The sequence below is a fragment of the Mesorhizobium sp. Root552 genome (assembly GCF_001427285.1).
Taxonomy (GTDB): Bacteria; Pseudomonadota; Alphaproteobacteria; order Rhizobiales; family Rhizobiaceae; genus Mesorhizobium.
The window spans coordinates 18260-36829 of sequence record NZ_LMFV01000017.1 but is presented as its reverse complement, the minus strand read 5'-3'; the positions used below and the strand labels follow the sequence as shown (position 1 = coordinate 36829).

The following is an 18570-nucleotide window of genomic DNA, read 5'->3' as shown; positions in this document are numbered from 1 at the left end:
GGGGGCTCATCACCCAGCCGCACACCGTTATGCGACCAATCCGGCACCGACGCCCTTCCCTGATACCCGGTGCGCACCAGGTCTCCCGCAAGGGCGATGGGAGCGAGTATGGGGGAGGTGCAGAGGGGGTGGATAAGTGGGGTGAGAGATTTTTGCAGAAGTGAGCGGGAACAAAGGGTTGGGCGGTGATTGGCCGGCATTTGATCCACGCCGGCCAGCTCAGCGCTGCCCCTCACCCTTACCCTCTCCCCGTGAGAAACGGGGAGAGGGGGGCGTCAGCGTTTGCGCTCAAACACCCCTCATCCGACCTCGCTTCGCTCGGCCACCTTCTCCCACAAGGGGCGAAGGCAGGTAGGCGCAACCGCTCCTGCTAATCTCTAACGGTAGTGAGTGGCGGATAAGTCGATGCAGGCGTCCCCTTCGCCCCTTGTGGGGTGAGACGTTGTGCGCGGAGCGCGCGAAACGCCCCTAAATGGGCTTTTCGAACGACGAACGCCCGGAGCCATAACGAAGGGCCGGGCGGTGGCCGAGCGAAGGTGAGGTCGGATGAGGGGTAGCAGCGGTAGAAGCCGGCTCAGGCGGCCTGTTCGGCCTTTTTCTCGATCTGGTCGATGGCGTCGACGACAGCATCAAAGGTCAGCATGGTAGAGGCATGGCGCGCCTTGTAGTCGCGCACCGGCTCAAGATACTTCAGGTCATCGAAGCGGCCCATAGGTGGCGCACCGTTTTCCTTCAGCATCTTCAGCATCTGGTCGCGCACCGTGCGCAATTCCTGCGACGACGCGCCAACCACGTGCTGGGCCATGATGGATGACGAAGCCTGACCCAGCGCACAAGCCTTCACGTCATGCGCGAAGTCGGTCACGATGCCGTTATCCATCTTGAGATCGATGGTAACCGTCGAGCCGCAGAGCTTTGAATGTGCCGTGGCCGTCGCGTCAGGGGTTTCCAGCCTGCCTATGCGGTCGATATTTCCAGCAAAAGCCAGAATTTTCCTGTTGTAGACGTCATCAATCATAATTTTCCGATCTATCGCCGTCCGATAGACAGCGATTGCCGCATCTGCACTTTTAATTGCGGCGCTGGTTGAATATATAATGCTCGAGTTCCGGGAACGGCAAGGCGAGTTGTGCGTCTAAGCTACCGGAACCACGTCACGCCGCTTCGGGCCGTTTCATGACGATCCCGCATAAGGCAGTGGTCCGTTCAACTCGTTCCTCCTTTGAGAGGAACTACGGGAGACGCCTTTTATGGACGCCGTCATCAAGAAACTCATGCCCAACATGCCCAATGTCGAAACGCGGGCGCTGAGCCGCCCGAGCGAAGCCGAGGTAGAGGCCGCAGTGCGCACGCTGCTGCGCTGGACCGGCGACAATCCGGACCGTGAAGGCCTGCTCGATACGCCCAAGCGCGTGACCAAGGCCTACCGCGAGATGTTTTCCGGCTACGACAAGGACCCGGCCGAGGAGCTTGGCCGCACGTTTGAGGAAGTGGCCGGCTATGACGACCTGGTCATCGTCAAGGACATCGAATTCCATTCGCATTGCGAGCACCACATGGTGCCGATCATCGGCAAGGCGCATGTCGGCTACCTCCCTGACGGCAAGGTCGTCGGCCTGTCGAAGATCATCCGCGTGGTCGAAATCTTCGCGCATCGCTTGCAGACGCAGGAAGCGATGACGGCGCAGATCGCCGGCACCATCCAGGACGTGCTCAATCCGCGCGGCGTGGCGGTGATGATCGAAGCCGAGCATATGTGCATCGCCATGCGCGGCATACGCAAGCAGGGTTCGACCACGCTGACCTCGACCTTCACCGGCGCGTTCCGCGACAACCCGGAAGAGCAAATCCGTTTCATGACCATGGTGCGGGGCGGCCTCAAGGCGTAACGCCACCCTCCCCACCTTCCAAACACAGGGACCGGCAATGTCGGCGCTCGTTTTTTCTGCGGCTTCCGCCGACAAGAATGCACTTGAGGAAGACACGGCGTTCACGCCGCGCTTCGACGCGAACGGCCTTGTCACGGCCATCGTGACCGATGCCGCGGACGACATGCTGTTGATGGTCGCGCACATGAACGCCGAGGCTCTGGCGCTGACGCTGGAGACCGGCATCGCCCACTATTGGTCGCGTTCGCGCAATTCGCTTTGGAAGAAAGGCGAAACCTCCGGAAATGTGCAGTACGTCACAGAAGTGCGGACCGATTGCGATCAGGATGCAGTGTGGCTGCGCGTGAAAGTCGCAGGCCACGATGCAACCTGTCATACCGGGCGGCGTTCCTGCTTTTACCGGACGGTGGAGATTGACGGCGGCAAGGCAAAGCTTGCCGGCGACGGCAGTGCGCCGTTGTTCGATGCCGGGTCAACCTATCGAAAGGCCGATTGAACCAATTGGTGTGTTGCCTTTGCGGGCATTCACCATTTCGATACGCAGAGCCGATAGGCTCGCCAAGGGACCAGGGAGATCATGATGCTCGATTGGGCGTCATTGTACAGCAGGCCGGATGTTCGGGAAGCCAATGGCCTCTCTTCGTCGACCGGCACGGCTGACCCCAAACCCGCCAGGAAAACGGGCATCGCGCTTGCGCTTGGCGGCGGTTGCGCCCGTGGCTGGGCCCATATCGGCGTGCTGCGGGCGCTGGACGAGGCCGGCATCGAAATCTCCATGATTGCAGGCACTTCAATCGGTGCGCTGGTGGGCGGCTGCTACCTGGCCGGCAAGCTGGATGAACTGGAAGAATTCGCCCGCAGCCTGACCAAGCGGCGGATTTTCGGGCTCCTGGACATCAACTTGCGCGGCAACGGGCTGTTCGGTGGCATGCGGCTCGATGCGCGGCTGCGCGAACATCTGGCTGGCGTGCGCTTCGAGGATTTGCCGAAGCCTTTCGTCAGCGTGGCCTCCGAAATCCGCACCGGCCATGAAATCTGGCTGTCGAACGGCTCGCTGATCACCGCCATGCGCGCATCCTATGCGCTGCCCGGCGTGTTCGAGCCGGTCAACTGCAACGGCCGCATGCTGGTCGATGGCGCGCTGGTCAATCCGGTGCCTGTTTCGGTATGCCGGGCGCAGGAGCAGCCGATCGTCATCGCGGTCAATCTGAGTTCCGACAATTTCGGCCGTGCAGCCGTGATCCGGCACAGCGCCGGCGACCTTCTGGTGGAGCACGACGCGCCGGCCGAGCGCAGGCCAGAGGACGCCGCGCACGCCAAGGAAAGCCGGCTCGGCATCACCGGCGTCATGGTCGAGGCCTTCAACATCATCCAGGACCGGATATCGCGCGCGCGGCTTGCCGGCGATCCGCCCGACCTGTCGATCCAGCCGAAGCTCGCCCATATCGGAATGGCCGAGTTCCACCGCGCCGACGAGGCGATCCGCTTCGGCTACGAAGCCACCAAGGCCCATGTGGCCGAACTTGCGCGACTCCAGTCGGTTCTGGGCTGAAATTTCACCAAATCAGGCGGAAGCCGCATCGATGATGCGAAACTGCGCGCGGCGATTGCCATTCCAGTAATTGCTCGACAGCGAGCCGGCGACGTGAACCGCCGCACCCCTGTTCCTGAACAGGAATTCGCCAAGTGCCGTATCGACGGCGCGAAAGGCTATGGCCTGGATGCGGCCGCCGCTGCCCGACTGGAGATCGGCGCGGATGTGGTTGGTGCCGACCTGCCGCGCATCGACCAGCCGGTGGCGCGGCAAGGCGAAGACCGGGGCGACGTGGCCGGTGCCGAAAGGGCCTGCCTTGTCGAGCGAATCCAGCAGTTGCAGGGTCACGCCCTCGGCGCTGAGCGCACCGTCGATCATCAGGCTTTCCTGATCCTGCAGGCGGAAAACATCCGCTGCCGCCTTCTCCTCGAAATAGGCGCGCAAGGCGCCAAGCTTGTCGCGATCGACGGTGATGCCTGCCGCCATGGCGTGGCCGCCGCCCTTGACCAGCAGGCCCGAGGCGACGGCATCCCGAACCAGCCGTCCGAGATCGAAGCCGGGGACGGAGCGCCCGGAGCCGGTGCCGACGCCGTTCGGATTGAACGAGATGGCGAAGGCGGGCCGGCGCGCGTGATCCTTCAGCCGCGAGGCGATGAGGCCGACGATGCCCGGATGCCATTTCGTGCTCGCCGTGACGATGACAGCCGGTCCGTTGCCGCCGGCAAGCTCGGCATCGGCCTCGGCGCGGGCCTCGGCCAGCATCTCGGCTTCCATTGCCTGGCGTTCCTGGTTCAGACGGTCGAGCGTCTCGGCAATCGTACCGGCCTCGACCGGATCGTCGGTGGCAAGCAGCCGGCTGCCGAGCGCGGCATCGCCGATGCGCCCGCCGGCATTGATGCGGGGGCCGAGCAGGAACGACAGGTGGAAGACGCCGACAGGTTCGCCGATGCGGGAGGCGCGCGCCAGCGCCGCCAGCCCGACATTGGTCTGCTGGCGCATGACTTGCAGACCCTTGACGACGAAGGCGCGGTTGACGCCGGTGAGCGGCACCACATCGCAAACGGTGGCAAGCGCCACCAGATCGAGCAGGCCGAGAAGGTCCGGCTGAGGTGAGCCCGGCAGGCGCGCGCGCAGCACTTTCGCCGTTTGAACGAGCGTCAGGAAGACAACGCCGGCGGCACACAGATGGCCCTGCCCGGACAGGTCGTCTTCGCGGTTCGGATTGACGACGGCGACCGCATCCGGCAGCGCGCCGCCGACCTGATGATGATCGAGGACGACGACATCGGCACCCGCCTCACGCGCGGCGGCGATGGCAGCGGCGCTGTTGGTGCCGCAATCGACGGTGACGATCAGTGTTGCGCCGCGCCCGACGAGCTCGCGCATGGCGTCCGGGTTCGGGCCGTAGCCTTCGAAAATGCGGTCGGGAATGTAGATTTCGGACTCGATGCCGAAATGGTCGAGAAAACGTTTGAGGAGAGCCGACGAAGCCGCGCCGTCGACATCGTAGTCGCCGAAGATCGCCACCTTTTCGCGGGCAGTCACCGCGGCGGCGATGCGATCCGCTGCCTTTTCCATGTCGGTCAGGGATGCCGGATCAGGCAACAGTTCGCGAATGGTCGGATCGAGGAAGCGGGCCGCCCCGGCGGCCTGCACGCCGCGTCCGGCCAGAACGCGCGCGACGATATCGGAAACGCCAAGCCCTTGCGCGATGGCAAGGGCCGCCATGTCCTCGCGTTCGGTCAGCCGGTGTTCCCAAAGAACGCCGGTGGCCGAACGCCTTACATCGAGAAAGAGCCGCTTGTCGGCCATCGTCAGTCACGCCCACGCATTGCGGCGCGACTGTAGGCTACCGCCACCAGCGGCGGAATCAGAATTTGTCCAGATCCTGATGCCGCGCCTTGATCTCGCGCACCGTGCGCGAAGACGAACGCAGAACGATGGTGTGGGTGGTGATGTAGTTGCGGCCGAACTTGACGCCCTGCAGCATGTTGCCGTCGGTGACGCCGGTGGCGGCAAACAGCACGTCGCCGCGCGCCATCTCGTCGGTGCGATAGACCTTCTTCGGATCGGAAATGCCCATCTTGGCCGCGCGGGCCACCTTTTCAGGCGTATCGAGGATCAGACGGCCCTGCATCTGGCCGCCGGTGCAGCGCAGCGCCGCCGCAGCCAGTACGCCCTCCGGCGCGCCGCCGGTGCCGAGATAAAGGTCGATGCCGGTTTCTTCGGGGTCGGTGGTGTGGATGACGCCTGCAACATCGCCGTCACCGATGAGGCGAATGGCAGCGCCGGTCGCGCGCACCGCCTCGATCAGCTTGGCATGGCGCGGCCGATCTAGAATGCAGGTGGTGATTTCACCGATGGTGACCCCCTTGGCCTTGGCAAGGCTGGCGATGTTCTCGGCCGGCGAGGCATCGATATCGATGGTGCCTTCGGGGTAGCCGGGGCCGATGGCGATCTTGTCCATGTAGACGTCGGGTGCGTTGAGCAGGCTGCCCTTCTCGGCAAGCGCGACCACCGCCAGCGCGTTGGGCAGGTTCTTGGCGCAGATGGTGGTGCCTTCCAGCGGATCGAGCGCGATGTCGACGGATGGACCCTTGCCGGTGCCAACCTCTTCGCCGATGTAGAGCATCGGCGCCTCGTCGCGCTCGCCCTCGCCGATCACCACCGTGCCCTTGATGGCCAGGTGATTCAGCTCCTTGCGCATGGCATCGACGGCAACCTGATCGGCGGCCTTTTCATCGCCGCGCCCGCGCAGCCTGGCAGCGGCGACAGCCGCGCGCTCGGTTACGCGCACCAACTCCATGGTGAGAACCCGGTCGAGGCTCGCGCCGATCTTTTGTGCCGCATTCATGATGTCTTTTGAAACCCTCTTTGCCGCGTTCCACCCTCTGGAACGAGGCCTCCTTTTGTCAAAGGCTCATGACAACAGCAAGTCCCCCAAAAGGAGTTCTGCGGCAATCAACGATATCAATCGATTGAAAGTCGAACGGCCCCGCCGAGACAGCGGAGCCGTGGAATTTTCCGGCGTATCGGCAACCCGAAAAGACGTCAAAACTTACCGTTTTGCCTAGCGCCAGCGACTGTACCAGTCGCGTTCGCGAGAGCCGGACTGGCCGATCATCATGCCGACAAGAAGACCGATGGCGCCACCTAAAACCAAGGCGCTCGACACCGTGCCCGGATTGTTTTGAACCGTCTCGGAAACGCTGCGCGCGCCGGTCTTCAACTGTTGTGCGGTGCGCGATGCCCTGTCCGACGCAGCCTCGTACCAGCCCGAGGCCTGCTCGGCTACTTCCTCTGCCCGCTCGGCGAGGGCCTTGTTGATCTTGTTCATCTCGCGACGAAGCTCGGCAATCTGCTTCTTCATCGTTTCCTGAACGTCTTCGGCCTTCACTGTGTCAGCCATGTCGGTTTCCTTTCGGGCAAAGTCATGAGCTTACGGGCGGGCAGAATGGCGCGGCTAGAACACCGCGAGGTATTTCAGCATCGAGATGATGCCGATGATGATCACGACGACCTGCGCGATCTGGCGCGTGCGCCCATCGAGCGGCAGGCGCTGGACGAGGTAAAGGATGAGAACGATCACCAGGAAGGTGATCAGGATGCTGATTAAAACGCTTCCAGCCATAGAGTGTCCCTCTTTGAGAAGTGCAAAACGCACGAGGGGACAACGGCGCGGGCCTCGCTAAGGTTCCATCCCGCAAGGCCGGCCGGAGAAAATGACAGGGTTGACTACTGCGCGTGGCGGAGCGTCGCGCGTTCCACCAAATACCTTACAGCCAGCGCGATATGGGCCGGAATAGGCTGTACACCACGATATGAAGCAACGAGGCGGCGCGAAACGTCGAGCTGAGCCGCCATGCCCTCCAACGACAGGCCAAGCATCTTCATTGCCTGCCTGAATTCTACGTTCTCCATGCCGACCGGAGGCAACCGTTCCAGCCATTCCGCGGACAACTCGATATCGTCGTCCCACCGGATGGCGTTGCCGTCCTCATTGACGCGCAGGGTATGGAACAGGTCATCATCTTCCCGCAGCGGGATAAATGCTCGATGACTTTGTATGACAGGTTCTAGATCAACCGTCGTGACGCCACCGTCTCGCCATGTCACACGCACGCGCTTGCGGTCGTCAATCATGATGGAGGCGATGCGCGGAAGCGGGCGGCCAACAGTGATGAAATCGTCAGGCATTGAGGCGGTTCCACTCATGTTCCAACTCCTCTCTATGTGCCCTCGCCCACTCTATGGCGGTATCGAAATCGCGCCGCCGAAGCTGTCCTCGGAAAATCTGCAAGTCTTGAATCGACACTAGCGCTTCGTCGTCTCCACTTAGAACGTGAAAGTGCGGCGGGTTGTGATCGTCGGCGTAAATCTGGATTTTTATCTTGCCGATAGTGACAATGGTTGGCATGCCGCACTCGATTCAACGGTGCGAAAATAGTGCATGCAATGCACTAAGTCAATAAATAGTGCGCCTGATGCACTACTAAACGGTCATTCATTGCTCATGCCGGCTATATATGGAGCGTCAGCACTACTCGGCCCGCTCGATGCGGATGACCTGCGGCTTCGAGGTCAGGTGGCCGTCCTTGGTGACGCCCTCGACAGCCTTGCGCACTGCCGCCTCCGTCGTCTCATGCGTGACGAGGATGACGGTCTTTTGCGCGAGCGCTTCCTTGCCGTCGGCATGCTGGACGATCGATTCCAGCGAGATGTCGTTATCGGCCATGCGCCGCGCTATGGCCGCGAACACGCCGATGCGGTCGTGCACGGTGAGGCGGATGAAATAACCGCCGGCGTGGGAGCGCATCTGCGCCTTCTTGTAAGGCCGCAGTTCCTTGGCGGGACGCCCGAACACCGGGCCGTGCTGGAAGCCGGGGCGGCTCTTGGCGATGTCGGCAATGTCGCCAACCACGGCGGAAGCGGTGGCGTTGCCGCCCGCGCCCGGACCGGAGAGCAGCAATTCGCCCAGAATATCCGTCTCGATCGCCACCGCATTGGTGACGCCGTTGACCTGCGCGATCACCGATGCGGTCGGCACCATCGTCGGGTGCACGCGCTGCTCGATGCCGCTTTCGGTGCGCTGGGCAACGCCCAAAAGCTTGATGCGATAGCCAAGCTCGCCCGCGGCGCGGATATCGGCCTGGGTGATGTTGGAGATGCCTTCCAGATAGATGCTGTCGGCGGCAATCTTGGTGCCGAAGGCAAGGCTGGTCAGGATGGCAAGCTTGTGGGCGGTGTCGTTGCCCTCGATGTCGAAGGTCGGATCGGCCTCCGCATAACCGAGGCGCTGGGCGTCCTTGAGGCAATCCTCGAACGACAGCCCCTCTGCTTCCATGCGGGTGAGGATATAGTTGCAGGTGCCGTTCAGGATGCCAAACACGCGGTTTACCGAATTGCCGGCCATCGCCTCGCGCATGGTCTTTATGACGGGAATGCCGCCGGCGACCGCCGCCTCGTAGTTCAACAGCACGCCGCGCTTTTCCGCCGCTTCGGCCAGCGCCACGCCGTGCTTGGCCAGAAGCGCCTTGTTGGCCGTGACCACATGCCGGCCAGCGTCGAGGGCGGCCTTCACGCAAGCCCGCGCAGGGCCTTCATCGCCGCCGATCAGTTCGACGAAAACATCGATATCGGCTTTCTGCGCCAATTCCACCGGATCGTCGAACCACTTGGCCGCGCTGAGATCAACGCCGCGATCGCGCTTGGGATCGCGAGCCGAGACTGCGGTGACCACCACGTCGCGGCCGCACTGGCGGGTCAGCTCGGCGGCCTTGTCCGCCAGAACACGGACCACAGATGCTCCAACCGTGCCGAGGCCGGCTATCCCAATGCGCAGTGCTTCAGCCATGACTGGCGACGTCCCTCTTCAAATCTCGTGGAATGCGGCAAAGCCCTCAGCGGTGCGCGGAGAGCGGAACCACATTGTTGGGTTGCTTCGCGCTCGTGGACAGGAAGCGCTTGATGTTGCGCGCAGCCTGACGGATGCGATGCTCGTTCTCGACCAGTGCGATGCGCACATATTCATCGCCATGCTCGCCGAAGCCCACGCCTGGAGCCACGGCAACATCCGCATGCTCGATCAGGAGCTTGGAGAACTCCAGCGAGCCGAGCGGGCGGAACTGCTCGGGGATAGGCGCCCAGGCAAACATCGAGGCCGCCGGCGCCGGGATAGGCCAGCCGGCGCGGCCGAAGGCATCGACCATGACATCGCGGCGCTTGTGGTAAACATCGCGCACTTCGGCAATGTCCGAGCCATCGCCGTTCAGCGCAGCGGTCGCCGCAACCTGGATCGGCGTGAAAGCACCGTAATCGAGATAGGACTTCACGCGGGTGAGCGCCGAAATCAGGCGTTCGTTGCCAACGGCAAAGCCCATGCGCCAACCGGGCATGGAGAAGGTCTTCGACATCGAGGTGAACTCGACCGCGATGTCCATCGCGCCCGGAACCTGCAGCACGGAAGGCGGCGGATTGCCGTCGAAATAGATCTCCGAATAGGCAAGGTCGGACAGGATGATGATGTCGTTCTTCTTCGCGTAGGCGACGACGTCCTTGTAGAAGTCGAGCGAAGCGACCAGCGCCGTCGGATTTGACGGGTAGTTGAGGATCAGCGCCAGGGGCTTCGGGATGGAGTGGCGCACGCCGCGTTCCAGCGCCGGGATGAAGCCGTCATCCGGCTCGACCTGCATGGAACGGATGACGCCGCCCGACATGATGAAGCCGAAGGCATGAATCGGATAGGTCGGGTTGGGGCACAATACCACGTCGCCGGGCGCGGTGATGGCCTGCGCCATGTTGGCGAAGCCTTCCTTGGAGCCGAGCGTCGCGACGACCTGCGTATCCGGGTTGAGCTTCACACCGAAGCGGCGGGCATAATAATTGGCCTGGGCGCGGCGCAGGCCGGGGATGCCGCGCGAGGAAGAATAGCGGTGCGTGCGCGGATCGCGCACGACTTCGCACAGCTTGTCGACGATGGCCTTGGGCGTCGGCAGGTCCGGATTGCCCATGCCGAGATCGATGATGTCGGCGCCACGCGCTCGCGCGCTGGCCTTCAGCCGGTTTACCTGCTCGAAAACGTAGGGCGGAAGGCGGCGAACCTTGTGAAACTCTTCCATGTCAGTTCCAGCAATCGAGTGGCGCGAAGTCGGGCGCGATATACCCCTATTTGCAAGTCGGGTCGAGGGCGGGATCGCATTTGCCTTCGATCTCTTTCAGCGTGTCCTTGCCGTGGCTCCTGGCCAAGGCGTTGAGCGAAGAGCTGTCATCCTTCGCGCCTGACGCGCGGGCCGGATTGCGAGCCGCAGCATTGTCGGCGTTCAAGGCGGCGAGCTTTGCCTTCGCCTCTTCATCGGTGAACTGGGGAGCGGCCTGCTGAGCGGGGATGTTGAGGTTGGGAAACGCCCCGGTGTCCTTCGGGCCGACCAGGTTGGGCCCGGTGGACGCCGAATTCGCCGCCGGCGCCGCATCCTCGATGTTGGCGGTGGAACATGCAGCCAGCACAAGCAAGCCTGCCAAAGCCGCGCCGCGGCCAAGAAAGCCCATGCCAAAAAAAACAACCTTTGCGATACTATGTGTCATGTTGCATCCGTGAAAGGCGCGGTAGACCTTGTTGGACCCTATCAGCCGTCTCATGGTACCATGTCAACAAAGGCTTCGGGAGGAACCGCGCGAACCATGTCCGAAAAACCCGGCCAAGGCAAAGCAGAAAGCGAAGCGCCCTCTTCCGCCGAACAGTATCTTGTGAAGGATCCTGAACGCTTTGCGTTGAACCTTGCCCGCATGGTCGAGCAGGCCGGAAAGGCTGCGTCGGCCTGGGTGGAGCCGCGCGAGAAGGGCGAAGTGCGCGACCACGTCGCCGAGCCGGTGGCAGACATGGTCAAGACGTTCTCCAAGCTCACCGAATACTGGCTTTCCGACCCGCAGCGCGCATTGGAGGCGCAGACGCAGCTTTTCGCCGGATACATGAACGTGTGGGCCAATGCGATTTCGAAAGTGGCGACGCCGCAAGGGAGCGAGCCAAGCAGCGAATCGATCAAGCCCGAACGCGGCGACAAGCGCTTCCAGGACCCGGAATGGAGCCAGAACGCCTTTTTCGACTTCCTGAAACAGGCTTATCTCATCACCTCACGCTGGGCATCCGACCTTGTCGAGCGCGCCGACGGGCTGGACGAGCACACCCGCCACAAGGCGAGCTTCTACATGAAGCAGGTGTCGAACGCGATTTCGCCGTCGAACTTCATCCTGACCAATCCGGAACTGTTTCGCGAAACGGTCGCCTCGAACGGCGAGAACCTCGTCAAGGGCATGAAGATGCTGGCCGAGGACATTGCCGCCGGCAAGGGCGACCTGAAGCTTCGGCAGGCCGACTACACCAAGTTCGAAATCGGCAAGAACGTCGCCGTGACGCCTGGCAAGGTTGTCGGCCGCAGCGATGTCGCCGAGATCATCCAGTACGCCCCGACTACCGAGAAGGTGCTGAAGCGTCCGCTTCTGATCTGCCCGCCCTGGATCAACAAGTTCTACATACTCGACCTCAATCCGGAAAAATCCTTCATCCGCTGGGCGATCGAGCAAGGCCATACGGTTTTCGTCATCTCCTGGGTCAACCCGGACGAACGCCACGGCACCAAGAGCTGGGAAGCCTATATCCGCGAAGGCCTGCAATACGGCCTCGACACCATCGAGAAGGAGACCGGCGAGCGCGAGGTCAACGCCATCGGCTACTGCGTCGGCGGCACGCTTCTGGCCGCGGCGCTGGCGCTTCTGGCGCAAGAGGGCGACGAGCGCATCCGCTCCGCCACCTTCTTCACCACGCAGGTGGATTTCACCTATGCAGGCGACCTCAAAGTGTTCGTCGACGAGGACCAGGTTTCGGCGGTCGAGCGCTCGATGAACGAGAAGGGCTATCTCGACGGCACCAAGATGGCGACGGCCTTCAACATGCTGCGCTCGGGCGACCTGATCTGGCCCTATGTCGTCAACAACTACATGCGCGGCAAGGATCCCCTGCCCTTCGACCTGCTCTACTGGAACGCCGATTCGACGCGTATGGCGGCGGCCAACCATTCATTCTACCTGCGCAACTGCTACCTCGAGAACAACCTCTCGCAGGGACGCATGGAGCTTGCCGGTCGCACCGTCTCGCTGGCCGACGTCACCATCCCGATCTACAACCTCGCCGCGAAGGAAGACCACATCGCGCCAGCCCGCTCGGTGTTTCTCGGCTGCAAGTATTTCGGCGGCAAGGTGGACTATGTGATGGCCGGGTCCGGACACATCGCTGGCGTGATCAACCCACCGCAGATGAACAAGTACCAGCATTGGACCGGCGGCAAGCCGGTGGGCGATTTCGACGAGTGGTTCGCCAAGGCCAAGGAAACGCCGGGCTCGTGGTGGCCGAACTGGCAAGAGTGGATCGAGGCCCGCGAAGGCACCCGCGTCGCGGCGCGTATTCCCGGCAAGCATTTGAAAGCGCTGGGGGAAGCGCCGGGCACCTATGTGAAGGTGCGCGTGTAACAATCTGTAATCTGTGGTGAGTTGACGGATGGCGCAAAGCAGGTGAAATGGCGGCGTCAACTGTGCAGTAAGCTTATTCTGTCGATATCCGCGCGATTTTCAGTAGCGTTGCTGATTCGACACAGGTCTCGTTTCCAGGCCGGAAACACGATCATCAGGGCGTTGATGTGAACGACAACGCCAGGGAATTGCCGGTCGGAAACCGAGGGGGAATTTGAGTTTGCAGTTTAAGGGATCGCGCCTCGGTAAGGGTGAACGCCGCGCCATTGCGGCGGCTTTGCTGTCCGTTCTCCTTGCATCCTGCACCTCCACGACAGACCCGACGCTTTCGGTTGCGATGCCTGGCTACAACGCCTCCGCGACCGATATTGCCGCTACCTCGACGCCAGCCGATGCAACCACAGGTGATTCTGTAGCCGCCGCGCCGCAAGCCATGATGAGCGGCGAAGGCGATGTCGCCCTGCCCGATCAGGTTGCCTTCATGCCGACGATGAAGCCGGGCGGCGAACAACCAGTTCCGATGCCGGCGGCAACGGCTGAGGTCGCCAACGCGGCTCCGCAACAGCAGGAAGCAGCAACAGCGCCGGTCGCCGCCACCGCGCCGCAGGAGGCTGGCCAGCAGGTTGCCGAAGCCACTCCTGCAAAGCCGGCCGCTACGCCTGAAGAGGCTGCGCAGACCGCAGAATTCTATGTGACCGCAACGGAACCGCCGGTTCAGGAAGCCACGCCCAAGAAGAAGGGTTTCCTCGCCTCGCTGTTCGGCGCCACGCCCGCTTCCGCCGCCCAGGCACCGAAGCCGAAAGCAGTCGCGCCAGCCGAGCCGGCCAAGCCGATCATTACGTTGGCATCGGCGGAGCCGGCAAAGCCGATCATCGCTTCGGCCGCGCCCGATACGCACAACTACACCACCGATGCGCTTCCGGGCGTGCGCCAGACGGCGCTGTTCGAGATCAAGCGCAAGTCGGGTCTCGACGACGAAAGCGATATCGACCTCAACGAGGAAGAAGATTTCGGTGCCTATCAGGTCGCCTCGGCGGCGGGTCTGGCGCGGTTGGCACCCAACGGCCTGCTCAAGCAGACCGAGCGCGTCGACGTTGCCTGTCTGAAACCGTCGCTGGTGCGTGTGCTCAAGACCATCGAAGGCCACTACGGCAAGAAGCTCATGGTCACATCCGGCTATCGCGACCCGGCCCGCAACCGCCGCGCACGGGGAGCCAAGAATTCGCTGCATATGTATTGCGCCGCCGCCGACATCCAGGTGCCGGGCGTGAGCAAGTGGGAACTGGCCAACTACCTGCGCTCCATGCCGGGCCGTGGCGGCGTCGGCACCTATTGCCACACCGATTCGGTGCATGTGGACGTCGGCCCCGAGCGCGATTGGAACTGGCGCTGCCGCCGCCGCAAATAAGTCCGCGTATCCACAGTCTCACCGTCAGCGCTATCACGCGATAGCTTTTGGGTCGTGTGCTGGTCCCGCACCAACGCAGATCGCGTTTTTCACCTCAAGCCAGATCCTGAAAAAAGTTGCGAAATGGCTGGCCGGATGGGGTTGCCCGCTTCGCACAACACAACTATAAACCGCCCTCATCTGAGCGCGCCCATCGTCTAGCGGTCAGGACACCGCCCTTTCACGGCGGTAACAGGGGTTCGATTCCCCTTGGGCGTACCAGTTGCGAACAAAACTGGGCACTCCTGCCGGAGCCGCCCCACCACCCATCACCAGACGCTCCAGAATCGCCCGCCTTCCGTGGATACGGATTTCCGTGTCGGCGACCTCGACGTTGTCGATCATGGCGCGGAGCCAGGCGCGGCGGAAGGGCGTATCGCCTGATAGCACATTGGTGCGCATGACCTCGATGAAGGCGGCGATCTTCTCTTGCGTAAGTCGGGCTTCGGGCCGCATTTCGGCAACGGCGCGGTCGAAGTTAGTTTGCGCAATGTCGCGTTCGGTTTTCACCGCCGCGATGCGATCTTTCAGCGTCGGGTCGTTCGCATCGGCGATGCCGTTTTCTATCGCCTGATAGAGCCGGGCCAGTCGCGCTTCGGCTTCAGCCAGCGTACCGCGCAGCGCGGCCAAACGGCTGGCATAGTCCTCGTCCTTCCTCGTCTGGCGGTCCATCAGTCCGTGCAGAAGCTCGGCGATGCGATCCGGCGTCAGCAGCTTATCCGCTACGCGGTCCATGACGGCCTGGTCGAGACGGTCCATCGGCACCGAGCGGCCGCGACAGGCTGTCTTACCCTTCTGGGATGCCGCGGCGCAGACGTAGTAGCGATAGCGCCCCGACTTGCCGGTGCGCAGCGTCATCGACCCGCCGCAGGTGGCGCAGGTGGCAATGCCGGTCAACAGGATAGGCCCGGCAACAACGCGCGGAGGGGTCACGCGCGGATTGCGGGCTTTCAGCTGTCCCTGGACCGCATCGAAGACGGTCGGGTCAATAATCGGATCGACCGGCACGATGATATGTTCGGAGGCGGGCTTTGCCTTACCCGTTTTCGAATCCATACGGTTGAAGCGCGCCTCGCCCTTATAGACCGTGTTGGTGATGAGCTTGTGGAACGGACCGGTGCCCCACCGCGCGCCGCCGCGCGTGCGATAGCCGCGCTCGTTCAGCCAGCAGACGGCCGCCTTGAGGCCCATCGGTCCCGTCGTGCCGTCACCATGGGTGAGCAAGCGGAACATCAGGCGCACGGTTTCGGCTTCCACCGGATCGATGGCGAGCTTCGTCTTGGTCTTGGCGCCGCGTTGTTCTGCTGCGACAGTCCTGTAGCCGAAGGGCGCGATGGACCCGTTCCAGAAGCCCTGCCGGGCGTTCTCGTTCATCGAGCGCTGGACATGCTTGCGGATTTCCTTGGACTGATACTCATCAAACAGTGCGAAGATTTGCCGGATCATGACGCTCATCGGGTCGTCGCCCAGTTCCTGCGTCATGCTGACAAGACGCACGCCGGCCTTGGCGAGCCGCCGCAGATGCATCTCCTGCAGAAAGGCGTCGCGCATGAAACGGCTGAGCGAATGGACGACGACCACATCGAACGGCGTGCCGCCGCCGGTGGCTGCATCCAGAAGCCGCTGGAACTCAGGCCGGTTGTCGTTGGTGCCGGAAAGGCCGGCATCGACAAATTCCGCCGTCACCTCCCAGCCACGCGACTGGCAGAAGGCAAGACCTTGCCGGCGCTGGTCGGGGATCGACAGATCACTCTCAGCCTGCCGACCGGTGGAGACGCGCATGTAGAGTGCCGCCCGCAACGGTGCGGCCTGTTCGGTAGTCACGGCAGCGTTGGCCTTCATCGCCTGCTCCTCCGACCCTTTGTTGAGGTTCCGACGTCAGCATGAATTTGCGGCAGTTCCGAGTCCGGCCCTGCAAGGCCGGCATCGCTTGCAGCGCCGGCTCCCTCCATGATCGCCCTGAACTGCGCCATCAGGAAAGCTTCGACCACATCGAGTTCTTCCGGCGTGACCGGACCCGCGTCGGGAAAGTCGTCCACGACGGTCCATGTCTGGGCGGTCTTGCCTTGACTGCTGTGGTTCGTGCCCTCGTCCATGGGCAGATTGATGCGGGATTTGTGCCCGTGCGGATTGGCCAAAGGCTGGCCAGTTTTTGCCCTGCTCTCCCGGTGTCGAGGTGCCGGTGACGCTCATGTGAGGCGCCCCGCCTTGTTGCGCTTTCTGGTTGGACCGCTCTGACAACAGGCCGCGCATGGCGCGCAACGGCCGGCCCGCTCCTTCGCTGCGCTCCCGTGTTGGCCGTTCCCCTGACGGTGCGCGCCATGCTTCTCCGGCCTGTCCTGCCGCGTCCCGAAACCGCAACAAGGCAGGAGGACGCCATGACATCGACGAATAATTCCATCCGCAACACCATCCAGCAGGGTGACTGCATCGAACTGATGCAGGCCATGCCCGCCCGCTCGGTGGACTTCATCCTCACCGACCCGCCCTATCTGGTCCGCTACAAAGACCGCACCGGCCGCTCGATCGCCAATGACGACAATGGCGACTGGCTGGAGCCGGCCGCTGCCGAGATGTTTCGTGTCCTGAAGAACGACGCTCTCTGCGTCAGCTTCTATGGCTGGACGCAGACCGACCGCTTCATGAGCGCCTGGCGCAAAGCCGGCTTCCGCATCGTCGGCCATATCGTCTTCCGTAAACGCTACGCCTCCGCCGCACGGTTCGTCAGCTACACTCATGAATCGGCCTATGTGCTGGCTAAGGGCCGCCCAGTGCTGCCGGCCAATCCGCCCGCCGACGTCATCGACTGGGTCTACACCGGCAACCGCCTCCACCCGACGCAAAAGCCGGTGGCGGTGCTAAAGCCTTTGATCGAGGCATTCTGCCCGCCAGGCGGGCTGGTGCTCGACCCGTTCTGCGGCTCGGGTTCCACCCTCGTTGCAGCCTGCGATGCAGATTGCGACTATCTCGGGATTGAGCTCGACAGCGCCTACCACCGCATCGCCGCCCGGAGGCTGGCGGCGTGATGCCGCCGCCTTTCCCCGACGTTCATCCGTGGTGCGTTCTGGCGCCAACCGGGCCGAACCGCCCCTGAAGGCAAAGCCGCACTCTCCGCCCCGCAATCTGGCCGGAATCGGTATCAAAAGTTCCGCTCTCCTTCAGGTCACGGCAACAGGCGGCAGCCCGGCGAGCGGCTTTGTTTCTATAAAGGCGCCGAAAACCCCGTCCATGCAGCGCATGGCCCATTGCTCGACCGGGATCGGCGTGCCCTTGAGCGTTGAGAATAACCTCAATCTCTCATTCTGTGACTCCCGTGTCGCCCCTGGCTTTCCAAGCGCTCCCGGCCATTTTCCCCGATGATGCCCGGCCAGCAGCGGTTCCAGCAGCCGCACGACCAGGCCGACGCACATGCGCGCCCGCTGCGAAACGATGACATCGACCGAAACATAGCCTTCCCGCTCCAACTGGCGGAGATAGCGTTGCACCGTCCGGCGGCAACGGCCGAGCGCTTTGGCGAGGTAGGTGACTGTCACCGGCAACGAGCGGCCTGCCCTGTTTTGACGATAGGTCAGTTCGGCGAGCTTGCGCGCACAGCGGCGGGCGCCATCGGTCAGGTTCGGATCATCCTCCACGCGGGCGGCCAGTTCCGGCACATAGGCCCGGCTGGCACGCGGCACAGCCTTGCGCGGGCGTTCCGTCTGCGCATAGCGATGACAGGTATTGAGCGAACGGCGGCGCCGTTCGGCGGCAGGTTCACTCGGCAGCCGTGGCAGCGTAAGCGGATCGACGCGCGGCGTTGCTATCCGCGCCTTGAGCGCCCGCGCCGATTCGATGAAGGCAACTTGCGGATCATTTTGCATAGTCATCGGTTTCCTCCCTTGGTGTCAGGAGAAAACCCGCAGGAAATCAGGGTGCACAGACCCGCCGCAAATATCCCTTGCGTTTATATTCGGGTTTTGAGATATTTGAATTGTTCAGAGACAAATACCTTGATTTTCAATGCACCCGCTTCGGCGGGTTTTCTTTTTGTTACATGTGAAACATTCAGCTGTTGTTGTTGAAACGATGGCAAAGCCCGAAACGGGCTTGTGAGAATTGTCCGCAATGTGCGGCGCCAGTGCAAGTCGGTTGGTGGAACCAAGGGTTTGTGCGGCTCTCCGCGCAGCCTGCGATGGCCGACG

At 62.7% G+C, this 18570-nt stretch carries 18 protein-coding genes, 1 tRNA gene and 1 pseudogene; 7 read left to right on the top strand and 13 right to left on the bottom strand.

Annotated features, from left to right (window positions below; all coding sequences use genetic code 11):
• Nucleotides 1–574: 574 nt before the first annotated feature.
• A complete protein-coding gene (locus tag ASD50_RS09730; RefSeq protein WP_056239756.1) occupies nucleotides 575–1018 on the bottom strand; it encodes an iron-sulfur cluster assembly scaffold protein in 444 nt (147 codons plus the stop codon).
• A gap of 232 nt (nucleotides 1019–1250) precedes the next feature.
• On the opposite strand from ASD50_RS09730, the gene folE reads away from it, so the two are divergent.
• The 3 genes from folE (at nucleotide 1251) to ASD50_RS09715 (ending at nucleotide 3441) form a co-directional block, all read left to right on the top strand.
• Nucleotides 1251–1889 (top strand): GTP cyclohydrolase I FolE, encoded by a 639-nt coding sequence (gene folE / locus ASD50_RS09725; protein ID WP_056239753.1) that lies wholly within the window; start codon nucleotides 1251–1253, stop codon nucleotides 1887–1889.
• A 37-nt stretch (nucleotides 1890–1926) separates the two neighbouring features.
• A complete protein-coding gene (gene hisI / locus ASD50_RS09720) occupies nucleotides 1927–2385 on the top strand; it encodes a phosphoribosyl-AMP cyclohydrolase (RefSeq protein ID WP_056239750.1) in 459 nt (152 codons plus the stop codon).
• 84 nt (nucleotides 2386–2469) lie between these two features.
• A complete protein-coding gene (locus ASD50_RS09715; protein WP_056239849.1) occupies nucleotides 2470–3441 on the top strand; it encodes a patatin family protein in 972 nt (323 codons plus the stop codon).
• Between the two features lie 12 nt (nucleotides 3442–3453).
• On the opposite strand, the gene recJ is transcribed toward ASD50_RS09715, so the two are convergent.
• The 9 genes from recJ to ASD50_RS09670 form a co-directional block, all read right to left on the bottom strand.
• The gene (gene recJ, locus ASD50_RS09710; RefSeq protein WP_056239748.1) at nucleotides 3454–5235 is read right to left on the bottom strand and encodes a single-stranded-DNA-specific exonuclease RecJ; all 1782 of its coding nucleotides are present in this window, start codon (nucleotides 5233–5235) and stop codon (nucleotides 3454–3456) included.
• A 58-nt stretch (nucleotides 5236–5293) separates the two neighbouring features.
• Nucleotides 5294–6277 carry a class II fructose-bisphosphatase gene (gene glpX, locus ASD50_RS09705; RefSeq protein ID WP_056239745.1) on the bottom strand — a complete coding sequence of 328 codons (984 nt, stop codon included), beginning with the start codon at nucleotides 6275–6277 and terminating at the stop codon, nucleotides 5294–5296.
• Between the two features lie 216 nt (nucleotides 6278–6493).
• Entirely contained in the window at nucleotides 6494–6832 is a 339-nt protein-coding gene (locus tag ASD50_RS09695; protein WP_056239737.1) for a hypothetical protein, read from the bottom strand.
• A gap of 54 nt (nucleotides 6833–6886) precedes the next feature.
• On the bottom strand, nucleotides 6887–7054 hold the full coding sequence (locus ASD50_RS23510; RefSeq protein WP_156460236.1) for a Thivi_2564 family membrane protein: 168 nt from the start codon (nucleotides 7052–7054) through the stop codon (nucleotides 6887–6889).
• 104 nt (nucleotides 7055–7158) lie between these two features.
• Nucleotides 7159–7638 carry a DUF2442 domain-containing protein gene (locus tag ASD50_RS09690; RefSeq protein ID WP_082549564.1) on the bottom strand — a complete coding sequence of 160 codons (480 nt, stop codon included), beginning with the start codon at nucleotides 7636–7638 and terminating at the stop codon, nucleotides 7159–7161.
• Complete coding sequence (locus ASD50_RS09685) at nucleotides 7613–7840, bottom strand: DUF4160 domain-containing protein (RefSeq protein ID WP_056239730.1); 228 nt, start codon at nucleotides 7838–7840, stop codon at nucleotides 7613–7615. The genes ASD50_RS09690 and ASD50_RS09685 overlap by 26 nt, the downstream gene beginning before the upstream one ends.
• A 123-nt stretch (nucleotides 7841–7963) precedes the next feature.
• Complete coding sequence (locus ASD50_RS09680) at nucleotides 7964–9277, bottom strand: homoserine dehydrogenase (protein ID WP_056239727.1); 1314 nt, start codon at nucleotides 9275–9277, stop codon at nucleotides 7964–7966.
• Between the two features lie 46 nt (nucleotides 9278–9323).
• Nucleotides 9324–10541: an LL-diaminopimelate aminotransferase gene (locus ASD50_RS09675; protein WP_056239724.1), complete on the bottom strand. Its 1218-nt coding sequence runs from the start codon at nucleotides 10539–10541 to the stop codon at nucleotides 9324–9326.
• Nucleotides 10542–10587: 46 nt separating this feature from the next.
• On the bottom strand, nucleotides 10588–11004 hold the full coding sequence (locus ASD50_RS09670) for a hypothetical protein (RefSeq protein WP_056239846.1): 417 nt from the start codon (nucleotides 11002–11004) through the stop codon (nucleotides 10588–10590).
• Between the two features lie 96 nt (nucleotides 11005–11100).
• Between ASD50_RS09670 and ASD50_RS09665 the strand changes: the two genes are divergently transcribed.
• The 3 genes from ASD50_RS09665 to ASD50_RS09655 all read left to right on the top strand — a co-directional run bounded on the left by ASD50_RS09665 (nucleotide 11101) and on the right by ASD50_RS09655 (nucleotide 14611).
• The gene (locus ASD50_RS09665) at nucleotides 11101–12942 is read left to right on the top strand and encodes a PHA/PHB synthase family protein (protein WP_056239721.1); all 1842 of its coding nucleotides are present in this window, start codon (nucleotides 11101–11103) and stop codon (nucleotides 12940–12942) included.
• Between the two features lie 214 nt (nucleotides 12943–13156).
• Entirely contained in the window at nucleotides 13157–14350 is a 1194-nt protein-coding gene (locus ASD50_RS09660) for a YcbK family protein (RefSeq protein WP_056239717.1), read from the top strand.
• Between the two features lie 186 nt (nucleotides 14351–14536).
• Nucleotides 14537–14611 (top strand) — tRNA-Glu (locus ASD50_RS09655).
• Nucleotides 14612–15172: 561 nt separating this feature from the next.
• Here the strand turns inward: ASD50_RS09655 and ASD50_RS23810 are convergent.
• Both ASD50_RS23810 and ASD50_RS23020 read right to left on the bottom strand, forming a co-directional pair.
• Nucleotides 15173–16171: pseudogene (locus tag ASD50_RS23810) on the bottom strand (recombinase family protein); the annotation flags it as partial.
• A 56-nt stretch (nucleotides 16172–16227) separates the two neighbouring features.
• A complete protein-coding gene (locus ASD50_RS23020) occupies nucleotides 16228–16485 on the bottom strand; it encodes a hypothetical protein (protein ID WP_156465001.1) in 258 nt (85 codons plus the stop codon).
• Between the two features lie 282 nt (nucleotides 16486–16767).
• Between ASD50_RS23020 and ASD50_RS09640 the strand changes: the two genes are divergently transcribed.
• On the top strand, nucleotides 16768–17415 hold the full coding sequence (locus ASD50_RS09640; RefSeq protein WP_056239843.1) for a DNA methyltransferase: 648 nt from the start codon (nucleotides 16768–16770) through the stop codon (nucleotides 17413–17415).
• Between the two features lie 132 nt (nucleotides 17416–17547).
• Here the strand turns inward: ASD50_RS09640 and ASD50_RS09635 are convergent, their stop codons facing one another.
• Nucleotides 17548–18255 carry a helix-turn-helix domain-containing protein gene (locus tag ASD50_RS09635; RefSeq protein ID WP_156465000.1) on the bottom strand — a complete coding sequence of 236 codons (708 nt, stop codon included), beginning with the start codon at nucleotides 18253–18255 and terminating at the stop codon, nucleotides 17548–17550.
• Between the last annotated feature and the right edge of the window lie 315 nt (nucleotides 18256–18570).